This window comes from Pedococcus aerophilus (genome assembly GCF_039532215.1).
Lineage (GTDB): Bacteria > Actinomycetota > Actinomycetes > Actinomycetales > Dermatophilaceae > Pedococcus > Pedococcus aerophilus.
The window spans coordinates 130,026-154,863 of the sequence record NZ_BAAARN010000003.1 but is presented as its reverse complement, the minus strand read 5'-3'; the positions used below and the strand labels follow the sequence as shown (position 1 = coordinate 154,863).

Annotated in this window: 29 protein-coding genes; 12 read left to right on the top strand and 17 right to left on the bottom strand. The window is 70.5% G+C overall.

Going from position 1 to position 24,838, the window contains the following annotated elements:
* Positions 1-6 precede the first annotated feature (6 nt).
* Genes ABD286_RS12765 through ABD286_RS12735 form a run of 7 tightly spaced genes read right to left on the bottom strand, consistent with a single transcriptional unit; the run spans position 7 to position 5,489 of the window.
* Positions 7-1,128, bottom strand: a complete 1,122-nt coding sequence (locus tag ABD286_RS12765) for a sensor histidine kinase (RefSeq protein ID WP_344194003.1) — start codon at positions 1,126-1,128, stop codon at positions 7-9.
* On the bottom strand, positions 1,125-1,802 hold the full coding sequence (locus tag ABD286_RS12760; RefSeq protein WP_344194001.1) for a response regulator transcription factor: 678 nt from the start codon (positions 1,800-1,802) through the stop codon (positions 1,125-1,127). Before ABD286_RS12760 ends, ABD286_RS12765 begins: the two co-directional genes overlap by 4 nt.
* A complete protein-coding gene (locus ABD286_RS12755; RefSeq protein WP_344193999.1) occupies positions 1,795-2,220 on the bottom strand; it encodes a hypothetical protein in 426 nt (141 codons plus the stop codon). The genes ABD286_RS12760 and ABD286_RS12755 overlap by 8 nt, the downstream gene beginning before the upstream one ends.
* Positions 2,217-3,386, bottom strand: coding sequence for a molybdopterin-dependent oxidoreductase (locus tag ABD286_RS12750; RefSeq protein ID WP_344193997.1), 1,170 nt, complete (start codon positions 3,384-3,386; stop codon positions 2,217-2,219). The genes ABD286_RS12755 and ABD286_RS12750 overlap by 4 nt, the downstream gene beginning before the upstream one ends.
* Positions 3,383-4,153: a class I SAM-dependent DNA methyltransferase gene (locus tag ABD286_RS12745; protein ID WP_344193995.1), complete on the bottom strand. Its 771-nt coding sequence runs from the start codon at positions 4,151-4,153 to the stop codon at positions 3,383-3,385. Before ABD286_RS12745 ends, ABD286_RS12750 begins: the two co-directional genes overlap by 4 nt.
* Positions 4,150-4,833 (bottom strand): TIGR04282 family arsenosugar biosynthesis glycosyltransferase, encoded by a 684-nt coding sequence (locus ABD286_RS12740; RefSeq protein WP_344193993.1) that lies wholly within the window; start codon positions 4,831-4,833, stop codon positions 4,150-4,152. Before ABD286_RS12740 ends, ABD286_RS12745 begins: the two co-directional genes overlap by 4 nt.
* Positions 4,830-5,489: a glycosyltransferase family 2 protein gene (locus tag ABD286_RS12735; RefSeq protein ID WP_344193991.1), complete on the bottom strand. Its 660-nt coding sequence runs from the start codon at positions 5,487-5,489 to the stop codon at positions 4,830-4,832. Before ABD286_RS12735 ends, ABD286_RS12740 begins: the two co-directional genes overlap by 4 nt.
* 112 nt (positions 5,490-5,601) lie before the next feature.
* Here ABD286_RS12735 and ABD286_RS12730 point away from each other — a divergent pair, with 112 nt between their 5' ends.
* The 8 genes from ABD286_RS12730 to ABD286_RS12695 all read left to right on the top strand — a co-directional run bounded on the left by ABD286_RS12730 (position 5,602) and on the right by ABD286_RS12695 (position 12,073).
* Positions 5,602-7,032: a hypothetical protein gene (locus ABD286_RS12730; RefSeq protein ID WP_344193989.1), complete on the top strand. Its 1,431-nt coding sequence runs from the start codon at positions 5,602-5,604 to the stop codon at positions 7,030-7,032.
* On the top strand, positions 7,026-8,093 hold the full coding sequence (locus ABD286_RS12725) for an NAD-dependent epimerase/dehydratase family protein (protein WP_344193987.1): 1,068 nt from the start codon (positions 7,026-7,028) through the stop codon (positions 8,091-8,093). Before ABD286_RS12730 ends, ABD286_RS12725 begins: the two co-directional genes overlap by 7 nt.
* A gap of 86 nt (positions 8,094-8,179) precedes the next feature.
* Complete coding sequence (locus ABD286_RS12720) at positions 8,180-8,614, top strand: cupredoxin domain-containing protein (RefSeq protein ID WP_344193985.1); 435 nt, start codon at positions 8,180-8,182, stop codon at positions 8,612-8,614.
* Between the two features lie 204 nt (positions 8,615-8,818).
* A complete protein-coding gene (locus tag ABD286_RS12715; protein ID WP_344193983.1) occupies positions 8,819-9,583 on the top strand; it encodes a CHRD domain-containing protein in 765 nt (254 codons plus the stop codon).
* The gene (locus ABD286_RS12710; protein ID WP_344193981.1) at positions 9,583-10,320 is read left to right on the top strand and encodes a class F sortase; all 738 of its coding nucleotides are present in this window, start codon (positions 9,583-9,585) and stop codon (positions 10,318-10,320) included. Before ABD286_RS12715 ends, ABD286_RS12710 begins: the two co-directional genes overlap by 1 nt.
* Before the next feature lie 160 nt (positions 10,321-10,480).
* The gene (locus ABD286_RS12705; RefSeq protein ID WP_344193979.1) at positions 10,481-11,086 is read left to right on the top strand and encodes a DUF1349 domain-containing protein; all 606 of its coding nucleotides are present in this window, start codon (positions 10,481-10,483) and stop codon (positions 11,084-11,086) included.
* A 93-nt stretch (positions 11,087-11,179) separates the two neighbouring features.
* Positions 11,180-11,614 carry a hypothetical protein gene (locus tag ABD286_RS12700; RefSeq protein WP_344193977.1) on the top strand — a complete coding sequence of 145 codons (435 nt, stop codon included), beginning with the start codon at positions 11,180-11,182 and terminating at the stop codon, positions 11,612-11,614.
* A gap of 57 nt (positions 11,615-11,671) precedes the next feature.
* Positions 11,672-12,073, top strand: coding sequence for a GNAT family N-acetyltransferase (locus ABD286_RS12695; RefSeq protein ID WP_344193975.1), 402 nt, complete (start codon positions 11,672-11,674; stop codon positions 12,071-12,073).
* Here ABD286_RS12695 and ABD286_RS12690 read toward each other — a convergent pair.
* Positions 12,060-13,253: a YibE/F family protein gene (locus tag ABD286_RS12690; RefSeq protein WP_344193973.1), complete on the bottom strand. Its 1,194-nt coding sequence runs from the start codon at positions 13,251-13,253 to the stop codon at positions 12,060-12,062. The genes ABD286_RS12695 and ABD286_RS12690 overlap by 14 nt on opposite strands.
* A gap of 486 nt (positions 13,254-13,739) precedes the next feature.
* Complete coding sequence (locus ABD286_RS12685) at positions 13,740-14,171, bottom strand: Hsp20/alpha crystallin family protein (RefSeq protein ID WP_344193971.1); 432 nt, start codon at positions 14,169-14,171, stop codon at positions 13,740-13,742.
* A gap of 146 nt (positions 14,172-14,317) precedes the next feature.
* On the opposite strand from ABD286_RS12685, the gene ABD286_RS12680 reads away from it, so the two are divergent.
* Entirely contained in the window at positions 14,318-14,632 is a 315-nt protein-coding gene (locus ABD286_RS12680) for a MerR family transcriptional regulator (protein ID WP_344193969.1), read from the top strand.
* Here ABD286_RS12680 and ABD286_RS12675 read toward each other — a convergent pair.
* Both ABD286_RS12675 and ABD286_RS12670 read right to left on the bottom strand, forming a co-directional pair.
* Complete coding sequence (locus ABD286_RS12675; RefSeq protein ID WP_344193967.1) at positions 14,606-16,696, bottom strand: sensor histidine kinase; 2,091 nt, start codon at positions 16,694-16,696, stop codon at positions 14,606-14,608. The genes ABD286_RS12680 and ABD286_RS12675 overlap by 27 nt on opposite strands.
* Positions 16,697-16,855: 159 nt before the next feature.
* Positions 16,856-17,152, bottom strand: coding sequence for a MerR family transcriptional regulator (locus ABD286_RS12670; protein ID WP_344193965.1), 297 nt, complete (start codon positions 17,150-17,152; stop codon positions 16,856-16,858).
* A gap of 175 nt (positions 17,153-17,327) precedes the next feature.
* Between ABD286_RS12670 and ABD286_RS12665 the strand changes: the two genes are divergently transcribed.
* The gene (locus ABD286_RS12665) at positions 17,328-18,398 is read left to right on the top strand and encodes a YihY/virulence factor BrkB family protein (protein WP_344193963.1); all 1,071 of its coding nucleotides are present in this window, start codon (positions 17,328-17,330) and stop codon (positions 18,396-18,398) included.
* Here the strand turns inward: ABD286_RS12665 and ABD286_RS12660 are convergent.
* From ABD286_RS12660 to ABD286_RS12640, 5 genes are all read right to left on the bottom strand, one after another.
* Positions 18,357-18,920 carry an ANTAR domain-containing protein gene (locus tag ABD286_RS12660; RefSeq protein ID WP_344193961.1) on the bottom strand — a complete coding sequence of 188 codons (564 nt, stop codon included), beginning with the start codon at positions 18,918-18,920 and terminating at the stop codon, positions 18,357-18,359. The genes ABD286_RS12665 and ABD286_RS12660 overlap by 42 nt on opposite strands.
* 119 nt (positions 18,921-19,039) lie before the next feature.
* Positions 19,040-19,618, bottom strand: coding sequence for a DUF3618 domain-containing protein (locus tag ABD286_RS12655; protein WP_344193959.1), 579 nt, complete (start codon positions 19,616-19,618; stop codon positions 19,040-19,042).
* Positions 19,615-20,034: a phage holin family protein gene (locus tag ABD286_RS12650; RefSeq protein WP_344193957.1), complete on the bottom strand. Its 420-nt coding sequence runs from the start codon at positions 20,032-20,034 to the stop codon at positions 19,615-19,617. Before ABD286_RS12650 ends, ABD286_RS12655 begins: the two co-directional genes overlap by 4 nt.
* A complete protein-coding gene (locus tag ABD286_RS12645; RefSeq protein WP_344193955.1) occupies positions 20,031-20,804 on the bottom strand; it encodes a hypothetical protein in 774 nt (257 codons plus the stop codon). The genes ABD286_RS12650 and ABD286_RS12645 overlap by 4 nt, the downstream gene beginning before the upstream one ends.
* A 195-nt stretch (positions 20,805-20,999) precedes the next feature.
* Positions 21,000-21,695 (bottom strand): HAD family hydrolase, encoded by a 696-nt coding sequence (locus tag ABD286_RS12640; RefSeq protein WP_344193953.1) that lies wholly within the window; start codon positions 21,693-21,695, stop codon positions 21,000-21,002.
* A gap of 142 nt (positions 21,696-21,837) precedes the next feature.
* Between ABD286_RS12640 and ABD286_RS12635 the strand changes: the two genes are divergently transcribed.
* The gene (locus tag ABD286_RS12635; RefSeq protein WP_344193950.1) at positions 21,838-22,107 is read left to right on the top strand and encodes a DUF7218 family protein; all 270 of its coding nucleotides are present in this window, start codon (positions 21,838-21,840) and stop codon (positions 22,105-22,107) included.
* Between the two features lie 22 nt (positions 22,108-22,129).
* Here ABD286_RS12635 and ABD286_RS12630 read toward each other — a convergent pair whose 3' ends face one another.
* Positions 22,130-23,635: an AAA-type ATPase lid domain-containing protein gene (locus ABD286_RS12630; protein WP_344193948.1), complete on the bottom strand. Its 1,506-nt coding sequence runs from the start codon at positions 23,633-23,635 to the stop codon at positions 22,130-22,132.
* Between the two features lie 157 nt (positions 23,636-23,792).
* Here ABD286_RS12630 and ABD286_RS12625 point away from each other — a divergent pair, with 157 nt between their 5' ends.
* Complete coding sequence (locus ABD286_RS12625) at positions 23,793-24,836, top strand: amidohydrolase family protein (protein ID WP_344193946.1); 1,044 nt, start codon at positions 23,793-23,795, stop codon at positions 24,834-24,836.
* Positions 24,837-24,838: the final 2 nt, after the last annotated feature.

Here is a 24,838-nt window from a genome sequence, read left to right as displayed (position 1 = left end):
CGCGGGTCAGGCGACCGTCGGCCGGGGCAGCTGGACGATGAACCGGCAGCCGTCACCGTGGTTGCTGACGGCAACAGTGCCGTGGTGCGCTTCGACGAGTCCTCGAACGATGGCCAGGCCGAGCCCCGCCCCGGTGTCCGGTCCGGGCGTCCGGGCGTGGTTCCCGCGCCAGCCGACCTCGAACACCGACTCGAACTCATCCGGATCCATGCCGCCACAGCCGTCGGTCACGCTCAGCTCGATCGTGCCCCCGGCGGTTCGCCCCTCGACGAGGACGACACCGTCGGCCGGTGTGTGCCGGACCGCGTTCATCACCAGGTTCCCCACGATGCGGGACAGGGCCGCTGCATCAGCACGGACCTCGACCTGGGAGTGGACCCGACCACCGAGTTCGACACCTCGCGTCCTGGCGACCGGAGTGGCGCCGGCGATGGACTCGCTGACCACGTCGCGGAGGGACAGGGGCTGCATGGTCAGGTTCAGTGCACCCGCGTGGATGCGTGACAGCTCGAAGAGGTCGTCGACCATCGACGACATCCGGTTGGTCTCCCGCAGCATCTGCCGGTGGTAGCGCTGCGGGTCGGTCGCGATGCCGTCATCGAGAGCCTCGGCCATGGCTCGCAGCCCGGCCAACGGGGTGCGCAGGTCGTGGGACACCCAGGCGACGAGCTCTCGGCGAGACTGCTCGAGCTGGCGTTCCCGGGCCTGGGCGTCGAGGAGCCTCTCGCTGCTGCGCGCGAGCTCGTCGGCCACAGCGCGGATCTCGGCAGGGTCGTTGCCCGGTGAGCGGACTTCCTGGCCCGCACCGACAGCGGCAGCCATACCCCGCAGGCGTCGAGCGGACCTGGTCAGGGCTCGAGCGAGCAGCAGGGCGAAGAGCGACGACACCACGCCGGACACGGCGCAGACGAGGACGACGACGCCCAGGTCGTGAGCGGACAGGAACATGGCCCGGGCAGTACCGATGACGCCGGCAACGACGCCGGCGACGGCGACGGCGGCAATGAGCCCGGCGGACCAGCGGATGGGGGCACGCCTGATGCGCCAACCGATGAGTGCCCCGATGACACCGACACCCAGGGACCACGCGGAGGCGATGAGGACGACGGTGACCTGGTCCTTGGTCACTGCGGCTCCCACCGGTACCCGACTCCCCACACGGTCAGCAGCCGGGCCGGTCGGCGCGGATCGGTCTCGACCTTCTCCCGCAGGCGCCGTACGTGGACGGTGACGGTCGACTGGTCGCCGAAGGACCACCCCCACACCTCCCGCAGCAACGCGTCGCGGGACCAGACCTGGAGAGGGTTGGCGACCAGGAAGTGCAGCAGGTCGAACTCGCGCACCGTCAGGGGAAGGACGGTGCCGGCGAGAGTGGCCGAGTGCGCGGTGGGTTCGATGACGAGATCGCCGTCGGTCACGGTGGCGCCCTTGGGGTGGAGCTGCCCGACTCGTCGCAGCACGGACTCGACACGCAGGGCGAGCTCGCGAGGACTGAACGGTTTGGTCACGTAGTCGTCAGCCCCCAGGCGCAGCCCCACGAGGCGGTCCGTCTCGGCACCGAGGGCGGTGAGCATGATGATGGGTACATCGCTGGTCTCGCGCAGCCTCCGGCAGACCTCGAGCCCATCGACCCCGGGAAGCATCAGGTCGAGGACGACCAGGTCAGCACCGCGACCGCGCATCGCCCGCAACGCTGCCTCGCCGTCGCCTGCCTCCTGCACCTCGTGGCCACCGGCGCGAAGGTAGGACACGACGACCTCGCGGACGGTGAGGTCGTCGTCGACGACGAGGACCTCAGCCACCAGATGCTCCCTTGCGCCTGTCGCGGACCGCGATCACGGCCGCTGCCCCCAAGACTACGGCGGCGACCACGACCCACCCCGCGGCATACGGGCGATCCAGCAGCGTGGCGTTGTCCGCCTTGGCACCGAACCGCCCCAGCACCGGCACGGCCAGCAGCGTCACCGACCCCAAAGAAACCGTGACCAGCAGGGCTGCGCGACACATCCAGGTCGGCAGCATGCGTGCCGCCCCTACCCCGACGACCACGACCAGGGGCGCGATGAGTCCGTCGTGGACGATCACCACCCCGGCCAGCCACGGCAGGGTGGCGACGAGGTTCTCCCACCCCAGCGCCAGGAACCGGACCGCGCCGTACAGGCCGACCAGGACTCCGACCGCCGCAAGGATCGTCCGGGTGGTGCGCAGGTCGCCGGTCACGGCTGGACCTCGAGCCGGTTGACCCACTTGGTCTGCAGGGCGCCGGGGCGGTTCGGAGCGATGATGCGGCACGGGTAGCCGTGGTCGAGGGATAGGCGTCGGCCGGCCAGGGTGAGGGCAAGGATGGCTTGCGGGTCGGCGGCGACGTTGCCGGGGAGCCGGCTCCGACTGGATGCGCCACCGCGCTGGAGGGACTCGACGAGGACCGCTGAACCCGTGGGGGCGTTCACCAGGGCCACGAGCTCGCTGATGCGGACACCGCTCCACGTCCCGGTGGCGCTCCAGCCCTCGACGCAGGCGATGGGCAGCGTTGCGGTGGTCTGGGGCATGGCCTCCAGATCTGCCCGGGTCAGCTGCCGCTGGGTGCCGGGACCCACGATCGTGAGGGTGAAGGTGGGGTCGGTCGCGGCTGCCGTGACGCCTGCTGCAGCAGCGGACTTGTTGATGGGTATGCCGCCCGGCCCGGTCCCGGAACGGGTTGCCAGGACCGAAAGGTGTCGGATGCCCGGGACACCGGAGGCGGCGCTGCTCACCACGGCCACTCCGGCCGCGGCCCAGGTGGCTGCCAACACGCTGCGCCGGGAGATGGCGCCGCGTTCGGGCACCACCTCCGGCCCGAGCCACGCGTCGCGGATGATGGGCAGCTTCACCGCGATGTGGACGAGCAAGGAGCCGGTGGTCACCCAGCCGACCGCGAAGTGGGTTGACCTGAAAGAGAACGACCACGGGTACCACTGGGCGGAGTTGGCCAGGCCGGTGACCAGCTGGAACGACGCGCTGGAGACGAGCACCAGGATGGAGACGCGTTCGGCGGCGTCGAGGAGCCTGGCCCGGGCTGCGGCAGGCGGTCGACGAAACAGCTGTGGGAACACCGACCACAGCTTGACCAGCAGCAGAGGCACTGCTGCCGTCCCGGCCGCCACGTGCACGCCCTGGCTGACGCGGTAGAGCCAGACGGGTCTGGTCGGCAACGGCACCCAAGGGTTCGGCAGCTGCGCGACGTGGCTCCATACACCGGTGAGGAACGCCACGAGAAAGCACACGCCGAGCCACGCGCCCACCCGAGCCGTGAGCTGGCGGGTGCGAATGCTGCTGGTGAAGTCCTCCGGTGACGGTGCCCGGTCGACGAGGCGGCCCAGGGCGTCGGCCACCCGGGTGCTGCTCACGACGTCGCGCCGGTGGACGGAACGAGCACGGCGACGGTGCGTCCCCGTCGGCGGGCGACGAGAGCGACGGCGAGCCCGGCCTCGGTGGCAGCCCGCGGCGCCGCGTCCGGACCGAGCTCTGCCCAAGCGAACGACGTGGACGCGAGCCCGCCGCATCGAAGGTGCAGCCGGTGCACGCGCAATCCGGTGCCGGGTTCAGCCAGGTCGACCACGACCCTCCCCTGGTCGTGGATGAGCTGACGGGCCCGGGCGAGCAGGGCGGTGGGGTCGCCGCCGATACCGATGTTGCCGTCGGCGAGAAGGGCCGTGTCCCACGTGCCCTCTCTCGGAACGGGGTCGAAGAGACTGCCGCAGGCGACTCGGATGCCGCGACGCCTCGCCTCGACCAGCGCGGTGGGGGACGCATCGACGCCCAGGACATCGTGACCGCGGCTGAGAAGCTCGGCAGCCAGACGACCCGGACCGCATCCGAGGTCGATGGTGGACCCGTCGCAGTGATCGAGTAGGAACCGGTCGCTGTGCGACGCGTTCCCGATCCAGGAGCGGACCGGGAGCTCACGGTGGACAGGGTGGCCTTCGATGACGGCGGTGAGCGTCCCGACAGCCAGGGCGGTGGCGAACACCAGAGCCGGTGGGGCGTGCCCGGGGCGCCGTTCGGCATTCTCGTCGACGCCGCCGGTCTCCGCGCCGTGACCTCCGGTGTCGGTTCGGGGATCGTGGGGGACGCCGGCACGGGTGCTGGTCCTGGTGTCGGTGCCTGCATTCATGGGGTCCTGCTCTCGAGGGTCGTGTCCAGCTGGTACCAGGCGCGGGCGAACCGGGTGTCGGGTGCCTGCGCGGCGACGAGCTGGGCGTCGGCGGCGGTGTCGACGTCGCCGAGCTCGCAGGTGGGCAGCACCGAGCCGACGGCGGCCTCGATGGCGGCCCGGGTGCAGGTCCAGGTGTCCGGGCGCGACATGGGCACCAGGTGCAGACCGACCACGTCGCCGGGCGACGTCGTCGCCAGGACCCACCAGCCGCCGTCGAGGGCCCGACCGAGAACCGGACGACCGGTGCCTGCGGTGGCGATGACGTGCCCGAGGTGGTCGGGAGTGAGGTGTGGTGTGTCCATGCCGACCTGGACCACGGGGCCGCCGTGGGTGTCGTGGACGGTCCGGTGCGCCGCCGCGAGCCGGTGCCCCAACGTGGGGCCTTCCTGTCCGATGACGTCCCAGCCGGTGAGCGCCTGGCGCAGTGCGGCAGGTCCCACGGACCGGTCGATGCTCCCGGCCAGCGCCACCACCCGGCGCCCCGGCGGGAAGACCGCCTCGCACACGGCGAGGGTGTCGAGCAGGGCGGCGTGCGCCAGCACCGCGGACGGGGCGTCGCCGATCGTCGCCCCCAATCGCGTCTTGACCTCACCGGCGACGGGAGCCTTGGCCATGACGAGAACCGTCCCCGTGGTCACGGGAGGGCCTTCACGAGGTCGCGGGCTGCCCTGATCGAGCCGCGCAGCGACCCGGACACCTTGGACGTGGTGCCCTCGGCGCGTGGTCGGTACGTCATGTCGTGCTCGACGACGGACCACCCCGCTTCGTGAGCGCGCACCAAGATCTCGACTGGGTACCCGAACCGGAGGTCGCGCACCCCGAGTGCCAGCAGATCCGCGCGGCGGGTCACCCGCACGGACGGGATGTCGTGCAGCCGGAGACCGGTGCGCCGGCCGATCCACCACGCTGCCGCCACGTTGAATGCTCGGGCGTGCCACGCCATGGTGGCGCGGGTGACGGGTCGACGTCGTCCGACTGCCATCGTGGCCACCCCATGGGCCACGTCTGCGAGCAGTGGCGGTAGCTGGGCCGGGTCGAGGGACCCGTCGCCATCCATGACGGCGACATACCTGGCTCGAGCGCCGTTGACGCCTGCCTGGACCGCAGCGCCGTACCCGAGGAGGTGTTCGACGACCACGCGTGCCCCCAGTGAGCGGGCGACGTCCGCGGTTCCGTCGGTGGAGCCGTTGTCGACGACCACGACCGACATGCCCACCGGCACCCTCGTGAGCAACGCCGGAAGTGCACCGGCTTCGTTGCGGCACGGCAGAATCAGTTCGCAGTCCAGGTCCATGAGCCGACGGTATGACCGGCACGGATTGCATCGTGGGGCCAAAGATTACGGAATTCTGACCGCGCGACTCGTTGACTGTCGCGGGGCCGTTCGCGATGCGAAGGTCGGCGACGTGACCCCTCCGTCGATGTCTGCGGCACGCCCCCACAGCCACCCCGAGCAGTCACGTTCGCCGGAGGGTTGCGACCCGCTCGGGCACACGGTCCCCGCGACCGGGCGGACGCTCGCGGGCGGGTGCGCCGTGGCGGTCACCCTGTTCGTGGCCGCTGCCCTCGTCGCCCACCTGCCGGGGGTGGACGTCCATGCGGGACCGGCAGCACCGCTGTTGGCGGCGTGGTCACCCAGGATCGGGATGGGCACCGTCCCTGCGTTGGCGCTGCTGGCCTGGGCAGCATCGCCTCACCCCTGGATCCTCGCGAAGAGGCTGAGCTGGGGCCGACTGTTGCTGGGGGTCTGGGCGCTGTCACTCGCGTGGATGGTGTCGCTCGCGCTCGTCGACGGAGTGGATGGCATCGGTGCTGTTCTGGACCACGACACGGAGTACCTCGCCACCGCCCGCGCCGTCGATGACACGGGGGCCCTGGTGCGCTCCTTCACGAGCCGAATTCCGTTGTCTGCGAACGAGAACTGGCCGGTGCACGTGGCAGGACACCCACCGGGCGCGCTGCTCTTCTTCGTCGGTCTGACCCGGCTCGGGCTGGGGTCGGGTCTGGCTGCCGGGCTGGTGGTGGTTGCTGTCGCTGCAACGGCCCCCGCCGCGGTCGCCGTGACTTGCCGGGCCCTCGGCCAGGAGGACCGCGTCAGAGTCGTGCTGCCGTTCCTGGTGCTGGGACCGTTCGCGGTGTGGCAGGCCGTGTCCGCCGACGCCGTGTTCGCCGCGGCCGCAGCGTGGACGGTGGCCCTCGCCGCCATGGCCGGGACCGCACACACCAGGGCGAGAGCACTGGTGTGGGCAGCCGGCGCAGGAGTCGGTCTCGGGGGATGCGCCATGATGTCGTACGGCCTGAACCTCATTGCCGTGGTCGTCCTTGCAGCGCTGGTCTCGACACGTGGCTGGCACCGGGACCTAGCTCCCCTCTTGGCCGTGGTCACGGCAGGGCTGGCGGTTGTCGTGGCCGGGTTCGTGGTCGCGGGGTTCAGCTACTGGGAGGCCTACCCGGTCCTGCATCAGCGGTACTGGAACGGTCTCGCCTCGGCTCGACCCGCGTGGTACTGGCTCTGGGCGAACGTGGCGCTGGTGGCCGTGTCCGCCGGACCGATCTTGTTCGCGGCTCTCGCCGCATCGGGTCGGCAGATGAAGAATGTGGTCGCACGCCCCCGGGAGGATCCGGTCCTGGCGCTGGCAACCGCCGCTGTGGTGGCGGTGGCGGTCGCCGACGTGTCGCTGATGAGCAAGGCCGAGGTGGAACGCATCTGGCTCCCCTTCGTGCCATGGCTGCTCCTGACCACGGCACTCGTCCCTGTCCGGTGGCGCCGCCCCGCACTGGTCGGGCAGGCCGTGCTGGGGCTGCTGGTCCAGACGCTGGTGGTCACGCCGTGGTGACCTCCGGTCCGATGCGGGTGCTGCTGACCGGCTCCGCCGGCTTCATCGGCACCGCCACAGGCACCGCTCTACGGGCGTCAGGTCACGACGTCGTCGAGGTGGACGCGCTGGTGCCTCAGGCGCACTCGCGCAGGGACACCCCACCCGACAGCGTGCACCTGTTGGACGTGCGGCATGCGGGCGACTGGGTGGAGCTCCTCGAGGGAGTGGACGTCGTGTGCCACCTGGCCGCGATGGTGGGCGCCGGCGTGACTGTGGCGGACCTGCCCCTGTACGCCGCGAACAACGACCTCGGCACAGCCGCCCTCCTCGCCGCGATGAGCAGAGCGGGGGTGTCACGGTTCGTGCAGGCGTCGTCGATGGTGGTCTACGGGGAAGGGCTCTACCGGTGCCCGGTCCACGGAGCCCAGGCGCCAGCACCCAGGCGCGTGAAGGACCTCGACGCAGGTCGGTTCACCAACACCTGCCCTCGCTGCCGCACCGTCCTCGACTGGGAGACGGTTACAGAAGACGCTGCCCTCGACCCGCGCAGCAGCTATGCCGCGAGCAAGGTCGCCCAGGAGCACTACGCGAGCGCGTGGGCCAGGCAGGCTCCCGGCTGCGCCATCTCGCTTCGCTACCACAACGTCTACGGACCGGGAATGCCCAAGGACACCCCCTACTCGGGCGTGGCAGCCATCTTCCGCTCCGCGATGGAAGCTGGCCGTGCTCCGATCGTCTTCGAGGACGGCGGACAGGTGCGTGACTTCGTCCACGTCGCCGACGTTGCCCGTGCCAACGTCGCCGCGGTGGAGGCAGTCCGCAGCCGGGACCCGGGTGGCCACGAGGCCTACAACGTGTGCTCCGGTCGTCCCGTGACCATCCTCGACGTGGCCCGTATGGTGACCGCCGGTCAGCAGGGTGCCCTGGCTCCGGTCGTGTCGGGGGAGTACCGGCTCGGCGACGTTCGCCACATCGTGGCTTCCCCGGTCCTGGCCGCAGCAGAGCTGGGTTTCACGGCCCAGGTCGATCCGAAGGATGGTCTGGCGCACTTCGCGAGCGACCCCCTGCGAGACGCGTAGTCGTCCCGGGAACCAAGCCGTGGAGCCCTCTGCGCCGAACTCCCGACCGTGGTCGTCGCATCGGCCGCCTGATCCGGAGGCATCACATGACCCGCAAGATCGCCCTTCTCGCTCTCGTCCCGGCCCTGGCCCTGGGTCTGTCCGCCTGTGGTTCGTCGGGCACCGACACCGCGCAGTCCTCGACTGCCAGCCCGATGTCATCGATGGACATGCCGTCGTCGAGCTCCACCAGTGCCGCGGCTCCGTCCTCGTCCTCCTCGTCCACGACGACAGAGGATGAGGCTGTCATCACCATCGCCGACTTCGCGTATGAGGTTCCCGCGTCGGTCGCCCCGGGGTCCACGATCACCATCAAGAACGGGGACTCCCAGGCGCACACCGTCACGTCGAAGGACGGTGGCTTCGACGTGAAGATCGACCCGAACGGGACGGCCACGATGAAGGCGCCAGACAAGCCGGGCAGCTACACGTTCATCTGCACGTTCCACGCCAACATGACCGGCACGCTCGTCGTGAAGTGATCACCGGTGGGTGGGGGCACCCTGCGCGCAGCTCGCCACGCCTGCCGAGAGCAACCTGCCCCGACGTGAACGGCACCCTCACGCGGCGCCGTGCAAACGTTCACCGCCGCAGACCCATCCAGAGGGCGTCGCGAAACGAATGACCCCATACAAGCGTGGTTCCCAGTGCGACCCGACTCGGTCGCCAACCAAGGAGATACCTGAATGCGTACTACCTCCAAGATTGCTTCCGTGGCCCTCGGGTCTGCCGTGCTCCTGCCGTTCCTCGGCGCCGGCGTGGCCCAGGCTGCTGACGGCAACACCATGGCGACACTCCGCCCGGTCGCGCTCAACGGCGTGAAGGGCAGCGGCACGGCGATGGTGACCGTCAGCGGCACCCGCATCGACGTGACCATGGCGGCCAACGGCCTGCTTCCCGACAACCCGCACGCGGCGCACATCCACTTCGGTGCCGACGCGCGCCACGAGTGCCCGGTCGCAGCTGACGACGCGAAGAACGACGGCACCATCAACACCACCGACGGTGGTCCCGCGTACGGCCCCATCGTGGTGTCGCTGACCAAGACCGGTGACACCTCGCCCAAGAGTGGCCTGGCCGTCGACCGTTTCGACACCGCCCCCGGCGGCAAGATCAACTACGAGCGCGGCAGCATCAACGTCTCCTCCGACGTGGCCCAGGCCATCACCGAGGGCAAGGCTGTCGTCGTCGTCCACGGTGTCGACCACAACGACAACGGCAAGTACGACGGCGAGACCAAGAGTGACCTCGACCCGAGCCTGCCCACCGAGGCCACCGACCCGGCCATCTGTGGCGTCCTGAACGCCGCTCCCGCCGGTGGCATGGACACCGGCGCTGGTGGCACCGGCTCCGGCACGAACGAGAGCATGCTCCTCCTCGGTGGGGGCCTGCTCGTCGCCGCCGCGGGTACGGGTGCGTTCACCGCTCGCAAGGCTCGCAACCGCGCCTGATGTCAGACTCCTCGAAGTTCGGTGACCGCCGTGGCAGCATTGCCGCGGCGGTCACCGTCGTGCTCCTCCTGGTCGGGGGAGTGCTGGTCGCGAAGTCCTTCACCGGCAACGACGCACCGCCCCAGCCCGATGCGGCCCAGTCGGCACCCGAGGTGACGCAGGGCGACCCGGCCCCGTCCCCGACCACCTCCGCGGCCACCGCCCCGTCGAGCGCCCCGTCGACATCAGCCGGCAGCACGACCAAGGCCGCTCCGCAGACGTCCTCGGACTTCGGCCCGATCATGGGTCCCAGCGCTCCGGCGTCCTTGGTCATCCCCTCGATCGGAGTCAGCACCAAGGGGATCGTGGACCTCGGGATAGACAAGTCCGGAAAGCTCGAGGCGCCAACCGACTTCGCCAAGGCGGGCTGGTGGGCTGATGGCCCGACTCCCGGGGAGTTCGGCCCGGCGGTCATCGGCGCCCATGTCGACAGCAAGTCCGGCCCGGCCGTCTTCTATCGCCTGGGCTCGCTCAAGAAGGGCGCCGAGGTGTCGGTGGTCCGCAAGGACGGCTCGACCGCGCGCTTCGTCGTCGACCGGGTGGCGCGCTACTCGAAGGCGGACTTTCCGACCTCGATCGTCTACGGCGACACCAAGGGTCGCGCTGAGCTCCGCCTCATCACCTGCGGCGGTGCCTTCGACCAGTCCACCGGGCACTACGTCGACAACATCGTCGCGTTCGCCCACCTCACCTCCTGATCGGCCATGAATCTCCTCTGACGACCAGAGCAGAGGCGATCAGCAGCGGCCAGGACGACCGGTAGAGCTGCGCGCAGAACTCGGGGAGCTAGGGTTTCCAGACACCCGGCGTCAGCCCTGCAGCCATCGCCCCGCCGGACGACGGACGTGAGGAGGAACGATGGGCAGCTCTCGTCGCGACCCGGAGAGCCTGGGTGACCTCGTCCGTGAGGGTCGGTGGACCCACGGCCCCGTGGAGGCCACGCTCGACGGTGCGAGGCTGCGCGTGACGGCGGTCGAGGGCAGCGACGCCTGGCGTCACACGTCGTACGGGTTCGTGCACGACTCGGAGCACGCACTGCTCGCGCCCATGCGTCCGGACTCCGCCGTGCAGGTGTCCTTCGTCCTCGACTACACCGAGCAGTTCGACCAAGCGGGCCTGTTCCTTCGGCAGTCGGCGACCGACTGGGTCAAGGCCGGGGTCGAGGTCTCGGACGGTGCGCCCCAGGTGGGAGCGGTGGTCACCCACGGCACCTCGGACTGGTCGGTGGCCCCCGTGCCGGAGTGGGTGGGGCGGGTGGTCGGCCTGCGTGCCAGCCGCAGCGGGGATGCCGTCGTGGTGCGAGCCCGCGTCGACGACGAGGACTGGCGCCTCGTGCGCGTGGCCCACGTCGACCCGGACGCGTCGATCAGTGCCGGCCTCTACTGCGCCGCCCCCACCCGGGCCGGGCTCAGCGTCGTCTTCACGGACTACACGACCACGGACCCGGACCTCTCGCTTCACTGACGGGTGGCCGCAAGGTCGGCATGATGGCCGCCCGGGCGGGGACTCCCGCAAACCTGTTGCGGGCGCCGGCGCTCGCGTGGTGGGTTGACTCCCGTGGACACCGTGCTGAGGACTCCCGCTGCATCAGAGCTCACCGACCTCGCCGAGGTGCTGGCAGGGTGGCAGGTGGACGACGGGCAGGTGCAGCTCCACCCGGGCGACCTGGGCTGGTACTCCATGCGCGGCGCCGACGCGACGGCCGAGGCCCTGCGCATCTGGTCCCGTGACGGCGGGCCCCTCGCGATGGGGCTGCTCGACGGCGAGGACCTGCTCAGGCTCGCGCTCGACCCCGAGGTGCGGGACGACGTGGCCCTTGCTCGACAGGTCTGCGCGGATGTCGTCGACCCCGGCCGCGGAGTCCTTTCGGCTGGGAGCGCGGTGGTCGAGTCCCGGGGAGCGGTGGCTCTGCAGCAGGCGTTGCGAGGCGAGGGATGGGTTCCCGACGAACCGTGGACCCCGTTGTGCCGCAACCTCTCTGAGTCCAGCTGAACGAACTGGACCGACCTGGAGGTCGAGGAGGTCGGCCCTGAGCGAGCAGGAGCCTGGATGGAGGTGCACCACTCGGCGTTCCGCGGCACCCCTCTCAGCGAGAAGGAGAGGGCCAAGCGTGTCGCTTGGTGGGAGGCGATGATGTCGGGACCCTTCGCAGAGAGCGGACGAATGCTCGCTGTCGCCGAGCCCGCCGGTCGCCGTGTCGCCGTGGTCGGGGTGTGGTCGGCGGGCCCGAGACGGCCCGGTCTGGTCGAACCTCTCGGCGTGCACCGGGACCACCGGGGTCGAGGGTATGGCGTCGCCGCCTGTGCGGCCGCGGCCGCCAGCCTGCGCGCGATGGGAGCCTCGAGCGCCGTCGTCGCGGCCGAGTCCTCGAACGCCGCCGCCGTGGCCACCTACGTGGCAGCAGGTTTCACCGCAGGCCCTGAGGTGGCCGACCTCGTCAGGCCGGGCTGACGCCGCTGCGCGGCCTGCGCGCGAGGAATGCCGCTGCGGCCGTGGTGAGGGGGACAGCGGCGATCAGGCCCATCGTCCCGACCGCACTGCGGACCAGCTCGGTGGCGACGAGCTGGTCGGTGAGGATGTCCCGGACCGGGTCGTCCAGCGCCACGATCAGGACGAGCAGCGGCAGCGACGCGCCCGCATACGCGAGGACGATGGTGTTGATGACGGAGGCGATGTGGGCGCGCCCGACGCGCGTCGCGGCTGCATACAGCTCACGCGCACTGAACTCGGGGTTGGCGCGGGCGAGCTCGTCGACGGTGACCGCCTGGGTGACGGTGACGTCGTCGAGGACGCCGAGGGAGCCGATGAGGATCCCGGCGAGGAGCAGGCCCCGCAGGTCGATGCCCTGTGACTGGCCGAGGATGAACGAGCTCTCGTCACCGGCGCCGGACAACCTCATGACGCTCACCGACACCGCGGCGAGCAGGCCCGTGAGGAGCAGGCTCGCCAACGTCCCGGCGAGAGCGACGGTGGTGGTGCGCCCGAGGCCGTGGGTCAGGTAGAGCACGACGAGCACGATGGCCGAGCAGCCGACCACCGCCACCGCGAGAGGGGGTCTGCCGCCGAGGACGGCGGGGATGACGAAGCCCATGATGACGGTGAACGTCACCCCGAGACCGAGGAGCGCACTGACGCCGCGCCACCGGCCGAAGGCGACCACCGACAGGGCGAAGGCCGCGAGCAGGACCCACAGCTGCGTGCCGCGCTGGTGGTCGAGGATGGCGTAGCGGGAGGCAGGACTGCTCTCGGGGGAGTATGCCAGCGTGATCTCGTCACCCGCCGACACCTGGGGCGCGCCAACGCCCGAGGGGAGCGGGACGGTGAAGGTGTTCCCCGACTGCGGGCCGGAGGTGAGCCGCACCTGCGCCGTGCCGCAGGCCGTTGACCCCGGAGCGCCCGCGGAAGGGGATCCGGGTTGGGGCTCGGCGGACGCCGGGCAGGACTGTCGCTCCACGTCGTCGACGACGCCGTTGACCTGTTGCGCTCCCGGCCTCCCGGACGCGGTGCTGCCGTCGGGCCACAGCGCCACCATGGCTAGCCCGACGGCGCACAATACGGCGGCCATCGCCGCCAGCACCTTCGGCGAGGTGGGCGTGCTGCCCGACGACGGGTGCGCGTGCCTGCCGGCCACCTGACTCCTCACGTCCTGGACGGATCGAGCGAGGACGGACCCTCGCTGCCGTGACCATGGTGCCGCAGGTGGTCGGGGACCGTGGTCACGGCTGCGGGCTGGTCGACCGTGATCGATCGGTGTCAGGACCCGCCGGCCCGGACGTGCGGGGAGCCTCGAGCGCCGCCCGGAGGTGTGGGAGGGGTCCCGCGCGCTCGCGGAGGTGAGCGCTGGCGAACCCACCCGTGGTGGTCGAGGCGCTGCGGCCGGCTCGGTGGCGTCGCCAGTCCGTCTGCGAACAGCGGGATCGGCGGATGGTGCTCGTGCGTCGGGACCGTCGGCTCCGTCCCGGAGGGAGGGGAGTCCTCCCACTGCCCGGCGACGATGGCGTCGAACTCAGCCCTCAACCACTCCGGGTCGGAGCAGACCAGGTCGACGAAGGCATCCCGGTCGGCGACCGGAGTCAGGCCCTGAGGTGTCGGGTCGACGAGCATGACCGACCCCCGGTCACGAGCTGATCGCGTGCCGGTCCGCGCCGCTGCTGGCGATCGAGATCTTGCGCGGCTTGGCCTGTTCGGCCACGGGGATCCTCAGGGTGAGCACGCCGGTGTCGTAGCTGGCCTGGATCCGTTCGGTGTCCAGGTTGTCGCCCAGGACGAGCTGCCGACTGAACACTCCTCGTGGCCGTTCGGCAGCGATGAGCTCGGCGTCGCTGGCCCGTGGCGGTCGTTCGGCCCTCACGGTCACCACGTTGCGTTCGACGTCGAGGTCGATCGAGTCCGGGCTCACGCCCGGGAGGTCGAACTCGACCTGGAACAGGTCTCCGTCGCGCCAGGCGTCCATCGGCATGACCGAGGGGCGGGCGAGCGTGCCGTCGGTGCCGAAGACCTGTTGGGTCAGTCGGTCGAGGTCACGGAAAGGGTCGGTGCGCATCAGCATCGTGGTCACCTCCGTCGTGTCTGGTGATGCTCCTCGTGGGCCACGGATCGCGGTCAGATCTATGGTCAGCGCTATAGGTTTCTTGTAGCACTGGTGTCATGCTGGCGCAAGATCTGATGCGCATGATTTTCGAGAAGGGGTGCTTGATGACCGGTCTGCCGGGTCCCGATGGGGACCGTGGGGTCTACGGCATCTCGGTCGCCGCCGAACTGGTGGGCGCGGGAGCCCAGAGCCTGCGGTTGTACGAGGCCCGGGGACTCGTCGAGCCGGCGCGGACGGCTGGAGGCACTCGTCGTTACAGCGCGAACGACGTGGAGCGCCTGCGTCGCATCAACGACCTGCTCGACGCAGGGGTCAACCTGGTCGGCATCGCCATGCTGTTGGACCTGCAGGACGAGAACGCGCGACTGCGGGCCGAGAACGACAGCCCGGGGTCACGCCGGGGACGCGCTCCGGGCTGACGGCTCAGCAGAGGGTTCGGGTGACTTCGGGTGGTCTGGGCGCTCGGGTGCCGTGACGGGCAGCACCACGGTGAAGGTCGTCCCCTCGCCCTCGGCCGAGGTCACCTCGATGCGGCCCTGGTGCTGGGTGATGATCGCGTGGACGATGCTGAGTCCGAGGCCCGCGCCCTGGATCGCCTGCTCCGTGGCCGTCGAGCTGCGGAAGAACCGCCGGAAGAGCTGTCCCTGCTCCGCCTCGGGGATCCCCATCCCGGTGTCGCTCACGACGATCTCGTTCCCCGGCGGACGGTGGGACAGCCGGACCTCGATGGTGCCGCCGTCGGGCGTGAACTTCACCGCGTTGGTCAACAGGTTGAGCAGCGCGCGCTGGAGCTGGTCCGGGTCGACCTGTCCGACGAGGGCTTCCTCGGGCACGCTCGTCGAGACCTCGAGGGACCGCGTGGCGAGGACCGGTGCCAGCAGCGCGAGGGCGCCCTCGACCGTGCTCCGCAGGTCGGTCGGGCGGAGCTTGATGTCGAGCTCGGACGCCTCGATCTGCGACAGGGTCAAGAGGTCCTCGACCAGCAGCAGCAGGCGTCGGCTGTTGCGGTCGACGCGACCCAGGACGTCGAGCTGGCGCTGGGTCAGCTCACCGGCACCGCCGTCCTCGAGCACCTCGGAGTAGCCGATGATGTTGGTGATGGGGGTCCGCAGCTCGTGGCTGACGGTGGCGAGGAAGTCGGCCTTGACCCGGTCGGTCTCCCGGAGCCGCTCGGCCGCGTCGCGTTCGTGCTGCAGGGTCAGGACGAGTGCGTCGTGCGCAGCCTCCCGCTCGGTGACGTCCTCCGCCGTCGCGAGGAATCCCAGCACCCCACCATCGTCGTCCGGTATGGCGCTCAACGTCATCCGCATCGACCTCACCTCGCCGTCACCCCGGCGGAACCCCCACAGGCGGTCGGTGTCGCCGGACTCGAGCGACGCGCGGCAGATCGCCGCGAAGGAGGGGAGGGCGCGCAGGTCGGAGGCGTGGCGGTCCAGCTCCTCGGGGGACAACAGGGTGTCCAGCAGGCTCCCCAGCACGTCCGCTGCGGGACGGCCCAGCATCGTCTCCGCGCCCGGGTTGAACAGGGTCACCCGCCCCTCGAGGTCGGTCGTGATCACGGCCGTGCCGGTCGCCTGCGCCACGAGTCGTTCGCGGGTCTCCCGCTCGCGGGCGGCGTTGGCCGCCGACATCCGCTGTTGGGTCGCCATCACCGCCAGCGGGAGCAGGATCAGGCCGGAGTCGATGAGGAACAGCTGCAGCACCCCCGCGGCGAGCTCGGGGGGCAGGTCGTAGCGCGTGGTGATGTCCCAGATCGGGCCGATGTGCGCGGCCGTCAGACCGGTACCGATGACACCGACGACGGTCAGCAGCAGGGTGGCCTCGCGCAGCGTCCCCCGGAACGCCAACCACGCGAACATCGGCATGACGACGAAGATGATCGGAGGGGCGTCGGCCAGCACGAACACCACGACGGTGGTGGCGACGAGGATCACCGACTGCACCAGGCGCTCCTGGACCCCCGCCAGCGGCTGGAACTTCGGTGCCCTGACGAACAGGGGCAGCAGGACCATCATCGAGGCCGTGTGGCCACCGAAGGCCGAGAGCGCCCCCAGCAGGGGGTCGCCGGTGCCGGTGAGGGCGCACGTGGCGCCGTACCCGAGGCCGGCCACGGACGAGCCGAGGGCGGTGGCTCCGATCATGGTGGACACGTCGCCCTTGTCGAGCAGGGTGGCGCGCCCGGTGCGACGGGTGAGGAGGCGGCGCACGACGTGTGCCGCCGCGATGGAGCTCGCGCTGAATCCGACGGCCAGCGCCGGCGGGTAGTCCTGGGCGAGAAAGGCGAGCACGAGCAGCGCACCGCTGCCGGCCATCAGCCAGCGACGCCACGTCGACGGCGACGTCAGGTGGAAGCCCGCGACCAGGCCCACCGCGGGCCACATCGCAGGCACGCGGCTGGCTGCCTCCACGTCAGCCAGCACCACCCAGGCGGTGGCGAACACGCCGAGCTGGAGCAGCATCACCCGGAAAACCCGGGAGGTCACCACCCTCCGTGCCGACGGCCGCCATCGCTGCGCCGCTGTCATCCCATCCACGCCGTTCGCTCGCCCCACCTCGACCCGGACCGATCGAGTACTGACTCCCATCGGCCGGAGCGGCACGATCTTGAGGGTGCCTGCCAGATCGATGTCCGGAAGGTCCCGTCAGTCGCCCGCGGCCAGCGCCGCGAGCCGGGACGGGTCGGAGGAGAGGACGACGCGCGCTGACACCAGCGCGGGGAGTCCCTGCTCGGTGAGGCGGCGCATCGTCCGGAGCCGGAGGACGTCGTGCTCGTCGTATCCCCGACAGGGGCCGGCCGACCGGTGGCTCGGGCCGACACCGTACCGGCGGTCCCAGGACCGCAGGGTCCGGGCGGGCACCCCGACGCGCTCGGCCACTTCGGCGAGCATCCACTCGACGTGCGCGGCGACGTCGGGCGCGTCACCTCCCGCTGGACTCACGACACCCTGCACCCCTGCCCGGGCAGCTGTTGCCCTGGGTCGACCTTCCCCGCTCGGGTCGGTGGTGGGTAGGGACGATGGTCCCTGCGCACGACGGAGCGCCTCCCGCACGAGTGGGTCATGCGGCCCGGTGCCGGGAGGGTTGGGCAGGCGCGGGACGGGGCACAGAAGAGGTATGTCGCGCACCACCGAGAAGCCGGACCAGCCCACCGCCGCACGAGCGTCGGCAGGGAACGAACCAGAATCACCGACCGACGTCACCAAGGAGTCGTGGCGCTACGTCGTCCGCAAGACGTTCAGGGAGTTCAGCAGGGACCAGTGCACCGACCTCGCCGCAGCGCTGACCTACTACGCGGTCCTCGCCCTGTTCCCGGCGATGATCGCCCTGCTCTCCCTCGTGGGGCTCTTCGGCCAGGGGCAGCAGACCGTCGACACCCTCCTGGGGATCCTGCGGGACGTGGGGGCGGGGTCCGCGGCGCAGACCCTGGAACCGACGCTGCAGTCCCTGGCCGGACGCAGCAGTGCGGCGGGCGTGGCGTTCGTCCTCGGGCTGGCGGCGTCCCTGTGGTCCGCCTCCGGCTACGTCGGCTCGTTCGGGCGGGCGATGAACCGGATGTACGAGATCAGGGAGGGGCGGCCGTTCTGGAAGCTCCGGCCCGTCATGCTGGCCGTCACCCTGGTGGCCCTCGTCCTCGTGGCCGTCGTCGCGATGGCCCTGGTCCTCACCGGGCCTGCCGCGCAGGCGGTCGGGGACGCGATCGGCCTCGGCTCGACGGCCCTGCTCGTCTGGAACATCGGGAAGTGGCCGGTGGTCCTGGCCGTGGTCGCCCTGGTCGTCGCTCTCCTCTACTACGCGACCCCCAACGTCAAGCAGCCGCGCTTCCGCTGGATCAGCGTCGGCGCCGTCGTCGCCATCGTCGTGTGGGTCCTCGCGTCCGCCGGCTTCGGCTTCTACGTCTCGACCTTCGCCAGCTACGACAAGACGTATGGCGCCCTGGCCGGCGTCGTGGTCTTCCTCCTGTGGTTGTGGATCACCAACCTCGCGCTGCTCTTCGGGGCCGAGCTCGACAGCGAGCTCGAACGCGGCCGTGAGCTGCAGTCGGGAGTCGCCGCGGAACGGTCCCTCCAGCTGCCGCCGAGGGACACGAGGACCAGCGACAAGGCACGTGCCAAGGAGGAGGAGGACGTGCAGCGGGGCAAGCGTCTACGGGAGACCCGCGGCGACGACGACGCCGACGACGCCTGAGGCGATCAGGCGTGGTGTCGGGGCCGGGGGGGTGAGCCTCGGCTCCGACCCCCGGGCACAGGTGGGGCGGGAGCGCCGGCCCCGGGAGACGTTGGCAAGCCTGACGTCGTGCTCGTTGGAGCACTTGCGCGAGAGGGCTAAGGCAGCGTCGTCGGACAGCCCGAAGCCGGCCATGAGGATGCCCTTGCTCTGCCCGATGACCGCCCGGTGCTCGGCCGAGGCGGCCACAGCCGCCTGCGCCTCGTCGCTGAGGGTCGTCGTGATGTCCACCAGGTAGCCGCAGAGTCGCTTGACCTGTCCGCCTGAGTCCTCGCTGACGCCGACGAGGACGAGGTGGCGAACTCGGTCTGCGTGGTCGCGGATCCGGTACTCGTACTGGAAGGGCCCGGGGGTCTCGGTGTGGAACCCGAAGCGCTCAAGCATCTGGTCCCGGTCCTCGTCGACCATGCGAGACGCGAGGTGCTCGGTGGTGGGGGACTCTCCAAGGGGGATGCCGTACAACGCCTGGCACGCGGGCGTCACCGAGGACGTCCACGTGGTCGAGGAGGCAGCACGACGGGTGGGCGCCCAGGTCTGTCCCGGACGTCCACCCGTCGAACGAGCTCGTGCTGGTCGATCTCCGAGGGGTCGACAGTTGGTGCCTACTGCGTCGAGCGCACCGTGTCGGCCGAGGACTGGGCCTGGGACTTGACGTCCTCGGCGGTCGCCTTGCCTTCCTCGGTCACCGTGCTCGCGGCGTCGGTGGCTGCGACCCTGACGCTCTCGGCGGCCTGCTGGGCAGGCTCCTTGAGCTCCTGTGCGGTGTCCTGTGCCACGGACTTCGCCTCCTCGACGAGGGGCTCGGCCTTCTCCTTGAGGGCCACCGCCGCCTGCTTCTCCTTTTCCGAGGCCGGGAGCATCGACCCGACGAGCCAGCCCGCGCCGAGGGCGATGAGACCCGCAGCGAGGGGGTTGCCCTCGGTCTTGCGCCGGGCCTTGTCGGCCGCCGCTCCGGGGGCCTTGCCCACGCTGGAGGCGGCGTCGGAGCCGGTGCCGCGGACGTCGTCAGCGGCACCCATCACACGCTCCTTCACCGAGGTCGCCGCACCGGCGACCTTGTCCGCCTGGCGGCGAGCGACGTTGGAGGGGCTCACGGTCTCGGTCAGCGCATTGACGTCACTGCTGAGCCGACCGCGGGTGTCCTCGATCTCACGACGGATCTGGTCTGGGTTGTTGCTCATGCGTGGTCCTCGTTCCCTTTGAGCGCGTCGGGGATCTCCCGCGCAGTCTTCGTCGTCTGTGGAATTCCCTTGACCTGCTTGATTTCTCGGCGCCCTCGGGCGGCAAGGACCGCGGCGATGACGGCCCAGACGGCAGCTACCACGAGGGCAGACCATCCGCGGCCGATCTGGTTGCCCAGACCCCACCACGCCGCGACCGACAGGAACAGCAGCACGAAATGGCCAGCCACCCCGGCTCCCGCAAGCATTCCGGCGCCCTTGCCCGCCTTGGTGGCGGACTCTCGCATCTCGACCTTGGCCAGCTCCATCTCCTGGCGCACCAGGGTGGAGAGGTCCCGGCTGATGTCGGCGAACAGCTCCCCGACATTGCTCAGGGAACGGGTCGAGCCGTCGTCCTGGTGGTCCTGGTAGCTCATCGCGGGGACTCGCCGGTGCCCACGGGGGCGCTGTAGGCGGAGTACCCGGCTGTGCTGTGGTCGACGACCGGTGGTGTGGCCGGTGCGGCAGTGGGCGCGGCGACCGGAGTCGACGCCCCCGCGGAGGCGGAGTCGTCGACACCGCCGTCGGCAGCCTTCTCGTCCTGGTGCTCCGCGACGAGACCGCGGCTCAGGCGGCCGCCGACGAGCCCCACGAGGGCAGCCGTCGCAAGGAAGGTCCCCGGGCGCTGACGGGCGAACTGCTTGACCTCCGAGACGAGCGAGCCGGGGTCACGCTGGTCGAGCCAGCCCGCCACGTCGCCCATCCGCTGCGAGGCCTGGTGGGCGAGGTCGCTGGCCACGCCCTGCTGCTCCGAAGATCGCGCCATGCCCGACAGCTCGTCGCTCAGGGACCGCAGTCCCTCGGCGACACGGGTCTGCTGCTGGGCACTCTGGTCCATCAGCTGGGTTCGCGTCTGCTGCCACAGCTCCTTGGCCTGCTGACTGGTCTCCTGGGCGACGTTCTTCACCTCGTCCTTGCCCACCTCAGCCACGTGGAGCGCGCCATCCTTGGCCTGCTGTCCGGTGGCCATCGCCTCGTCCTTGGCGACGTCCTTGGTGCTTTGATCGGTGCTGTCGGCGCCCGTCGTGCCGGTGGGCTGCGTGCCGGAGAAGCCGTAGTCCTCGCGTCCCGGGTACACCTCCACGGTGCCGAGCTCACGGGTGTCGTCGTGCTCGTCCTTGCTGGTCGTTCCGTAGGTCTCGCTCATGTCCAGTCCAGTCCTGTCGAAGAGGGTGGGACGTGCAGTCGGTGCCGCGCGTCTTCTCTCCCACCTACCCCCTCCGAGAGGGCCCAAACATCGCGAAGGCCTCTGACCTGCGCAAATGTGCTGCCGAGGTGGTGTGGCGGCACATCAGGCGCCCGCCGATGGGAGCAGACCGGGGGGCAAACCTCCTGCGGTCCCTCAAGGGATGTAGCCCGGCGGCAGGGCTTCGGCGCGCGCGTCCTGCATGGCGCGTTGAAGGGCTGTGAGGTCGGGATAGGTCAGCTCTGCGCCCGCCTCGTGGAGCTCGGGAGCGCTGGTGCCCCCGGTCGCGACGCCGAGCGCCGGGGCCCCGATGCGGGTCGCGGCCCGCATGTCCCAGACCGAGTCGCCGACGACCAGAAGGTCCTCCGGCTCGAGACCGGTGCGGTCCAGGACGGACTCGAGCAGGCCCCCTCCGGCCTGTGAACCGCGGGCCTCGTCCGTGGTGACGACCACGTCGAAGTCCGGGTGGTCGAGGACGTCGAGCATCGCCCACAGGTCGCGCGAGCTGCTCGAGGTGGCCAACGCGACCGTGAGCTTGGCATCGCGGCACCAGTTGAGCAGCGAGCGGGCAGCGGGAAAGGGATGGAGGCGTTCGTGCCAGGTCGCGAACAGCGCGTCGTGCGCCGCTGACATCGCGGCGTCCTGGCCAGGGTCGCGGACGTCGCCGAGCACGTGCTCCAGCAGATGGCCGGCGCCCATGCCGACGGCGTGGTGGACCACGGCCATCGGGCGCTCGTGACCGAACTGCGCGATGGCCTCCCACCAGCAGATGGTGTGCACGTAGGTCGAGTCGACGAGGGTGCCGTCGAGGTCGAAGACGATCCCCGTGGCCCTGGTGAGAGTGTCGGACATGCTTCCTCCCGCCCTGACGAGCACCCGCGGCGCTCTCCTGCCATCGTCCTTCCCGCTGACACGGCAGGACAAACGTGCGAAGTTGGGCGCCACCCCCGGCGGCTGGTCAGGCGGCGCCGAGGCGACGACACAGGAGGTCACCATGCCAGCACGCAACCCCGGTCCGTCCGTGAAGGACCCGGAGCTGTACGAGGCGCTGCGGGAGGACGGAGCCAGCAAGGAGAAGGCCGCGCGCATCGCGAACGCCGCGGCGAACACGTCCCGCAAGGCTGTCGGCGCCAAGGGAGGACGCAGTGGTGACTACGAGGACTGGACCACGAAGGACCTGCTCGCCCGAGCCCGGGAGATCGGCATCCGAGGCCGGTCGGCGATGTCGAAAGCTGAGCTCATCGAGGCGTTGCGCAAGCACTGATCGCAGGCGCCGCGGCTGCTGTTCAGCGAGGCACGTGCAGGTCGTACTGCGCCATCTTGCGGTAGAGGGTCGCGCGGCTCACGCCCAGCTGGGCCGCGGCGGCTCGCATGGTGGTTCCCGGCTGGGCCACGCACCGTGCGATCTCCTCGCGTTCGAGGGACTCGATACGGGTCAGTCGGTGACGGGAGCCGGTGAGGACCTCTGCGGAGAGGTGGTGGATGTCGATCACCTCGCCGCGGGCAGCCGCCTGCCGGATGACCCGGACCAGCTGCTCGGTGTTGCCGGGCCAGCCGCAGGTCGAGAGCGCACGCTCGGCGGCCGGGGTGAAGTCGACCGCTCGGCCCCGGGTCCGCAGGGCGACGTGACGGGCGATCGGCAGGACGTCCTCGACCCGGTCCCGCAACGGCGGCACCTCGATGACGGTGTCGACGAGGAGTGCCAGTGACTCGGGGATGGTGCGGAACGACCGGGCGGTGACGCTGACGGGCACCGGACGACGCAGCATGGGTGCGTCGAGCCAGTCGGGCGCGATGGACTCGGTCACGAGGTCCAGCAGCGGGGTCTCGGTCCACGCCGGCAGCTCGTCGACGTCACTGAGGATGACGGCAGTGCTGTGCTTGCCGATCTCCGGTCCCCACGCGGACAACCAGGCCTCGACGTCCTGGGGTGCGGGGACACGGGCGTTCAGGATGCGGTCGTGCGGCCGAGCGCGGCGGATCGCCTGTGCCAGCAGCGTGGTTCGTCCGACTCCGGACTCGCCGACGACCGCGACGACGCGGCCCGACTCGAGGGCGACGGTGGCCCGGGTGACGGCCTCCACCCAGGCAGCCGAGAGGGCGTGGGCGGTGCCGGCCCCGGGTTCGAGGCGAGCAGACTCCACCCGGAACACCTCGCCCTTCGGGGTCGGACGTGGCGCGCGTCCCGTGGAGCGGGCCAGCATCAGGGCGGCGGTGTTGCCCGCAGCCGACTGCGCCAGGGCCAGCAGGAGGTCGCTGCGGGAGCGGGACCACGTGGTGATGTTCACGGCGCCCTCGAGGCGACCGGTCACCGGGTCGAGCACGGGCACCGCCGCACAGGTGTAGACGCACAGGCTGGAGCTGTAGTGCTGCTCCGCGCGCACCAGCGAGGGCACGCGGTCGGCGAGGGCGAGCCCGAGCCCGTTGGTCCCGGCCTCACGCTCGGAGAACGCGAAGCCCGGCGCGAGGTGGACCTTGTCCAGGGCCCGCAGCAGCGAGCTGTCCCCGCTCATCCTCTGCAGCACCAGCCCTTCGGCGTCGGTGAGCATGAGGCTGACGGGCTCGTTCGCGAGCGTCTCGTGCAGCCCGGACAGCACCTCCTGACCGCACTGGAAGAACAGCGTGTCCGAGGCTCCGGTCCCCGCGAAGACGGGGTCGACGGACTCGAGCGAGACGCCATACTCCTCGCTGCGCCGCCACGAGGCCATCAGTCGGTCGGGCACCGCCGCCACGTCGAGGCCGCGCGCGGACGTCGCCCGCTCGGGCAGCGCTCTCTCGCGGTCCGGCCCCATCGCCGCCTCCTTCGTCCCTGCCGACGGTACCCCCGGAAGCGGTGTCCTGAGCAGTGCACGCGTGTCTCAAATTGAGACAACCGGGGTCTGTGGCGGGGATGGTCGCGCTGCCTACGGTCGGGACGAGGTCAACGAGGACCCCGGACAGGAGACACCGATGTACACCAAGGATGGCGAGAACTACTTCATCGTCGACGCGCACATCGCGCTGTGGGACGCCCGCCCCGAGAACCAGCGGAACATCCACGGCAAGCAGTTCATCGACTGCTTCTACGACTACCACCGCAACCTCAGCCCCGAGTCGGAGGTGTGGTCCTACGAGGACTACCTCTACCAGGGCGGACAACGGCTGATGAAGGACCTGTTCGAGGACGGCTACGTGGACCACGCCATCTTCCAGCCGGCCTACCTCCAGGAGTTCTACAAGACCGGTTTCGGCCAGACCCAAGAGGCCTACGAGCTGGCTCGCGCCAACCCCGGCAAGCTCACCTACAACCACAACTTCGACCCCCGCAACGGCGAGCAGGGGATGGACCAGCTGCGAGCCGACCACGAGAAGATGAAGTTCACCGGGGTCAAGCTCTACACCGCCGAGTGGCACGGGGAGTCGCGCGGCTGGAAGCTCAACGACCCGTGGGCCTACCGCTACTTCGAGCTCTGCCGTGAGCTCGGCATCACCAACATCCACGTCCACAAGGGCCCGACCATCCGCCCCCTGGACCGGGACGCCTTCGACGTCGCCGACATCGACCACGTCGCCACGGACTTCACCGACCTCAACTTCATCGTCGAGCACGTCGGGCTGCCGCGACTGGAGGACTACTGCTGGATCGCCACCCAGGAGCCGAATGTCTACGGCGGGCTCGCCGTCGCGATGCCGTTCATCCACACCCGTCCCCGTTACTTCGCGCAGATCATGGGAGAGCTCCTCTACTGGGTGGGCGAGGACCGGCTGTTCTTCTCCAGCGACTACGCGATCTGGACGCCGAAGTGGCTCGTCGAGAAGTTCGTCGACTTCCAGATCCCCGAGGACATGAGCGAGTACGCCCCGATCACGACCGACCAGAAGAAGAAGATCCTCGGTCTCAACGCGGCGAAGATGTACGGCATCGAGGTGCCGGCCGAGCTGCGTCTCCCCGAGGCCGACGCCACCGCGACCGGGCCGCGCGACCCGGCCGCTGCCGACCTGGCGACGGTCTGAGC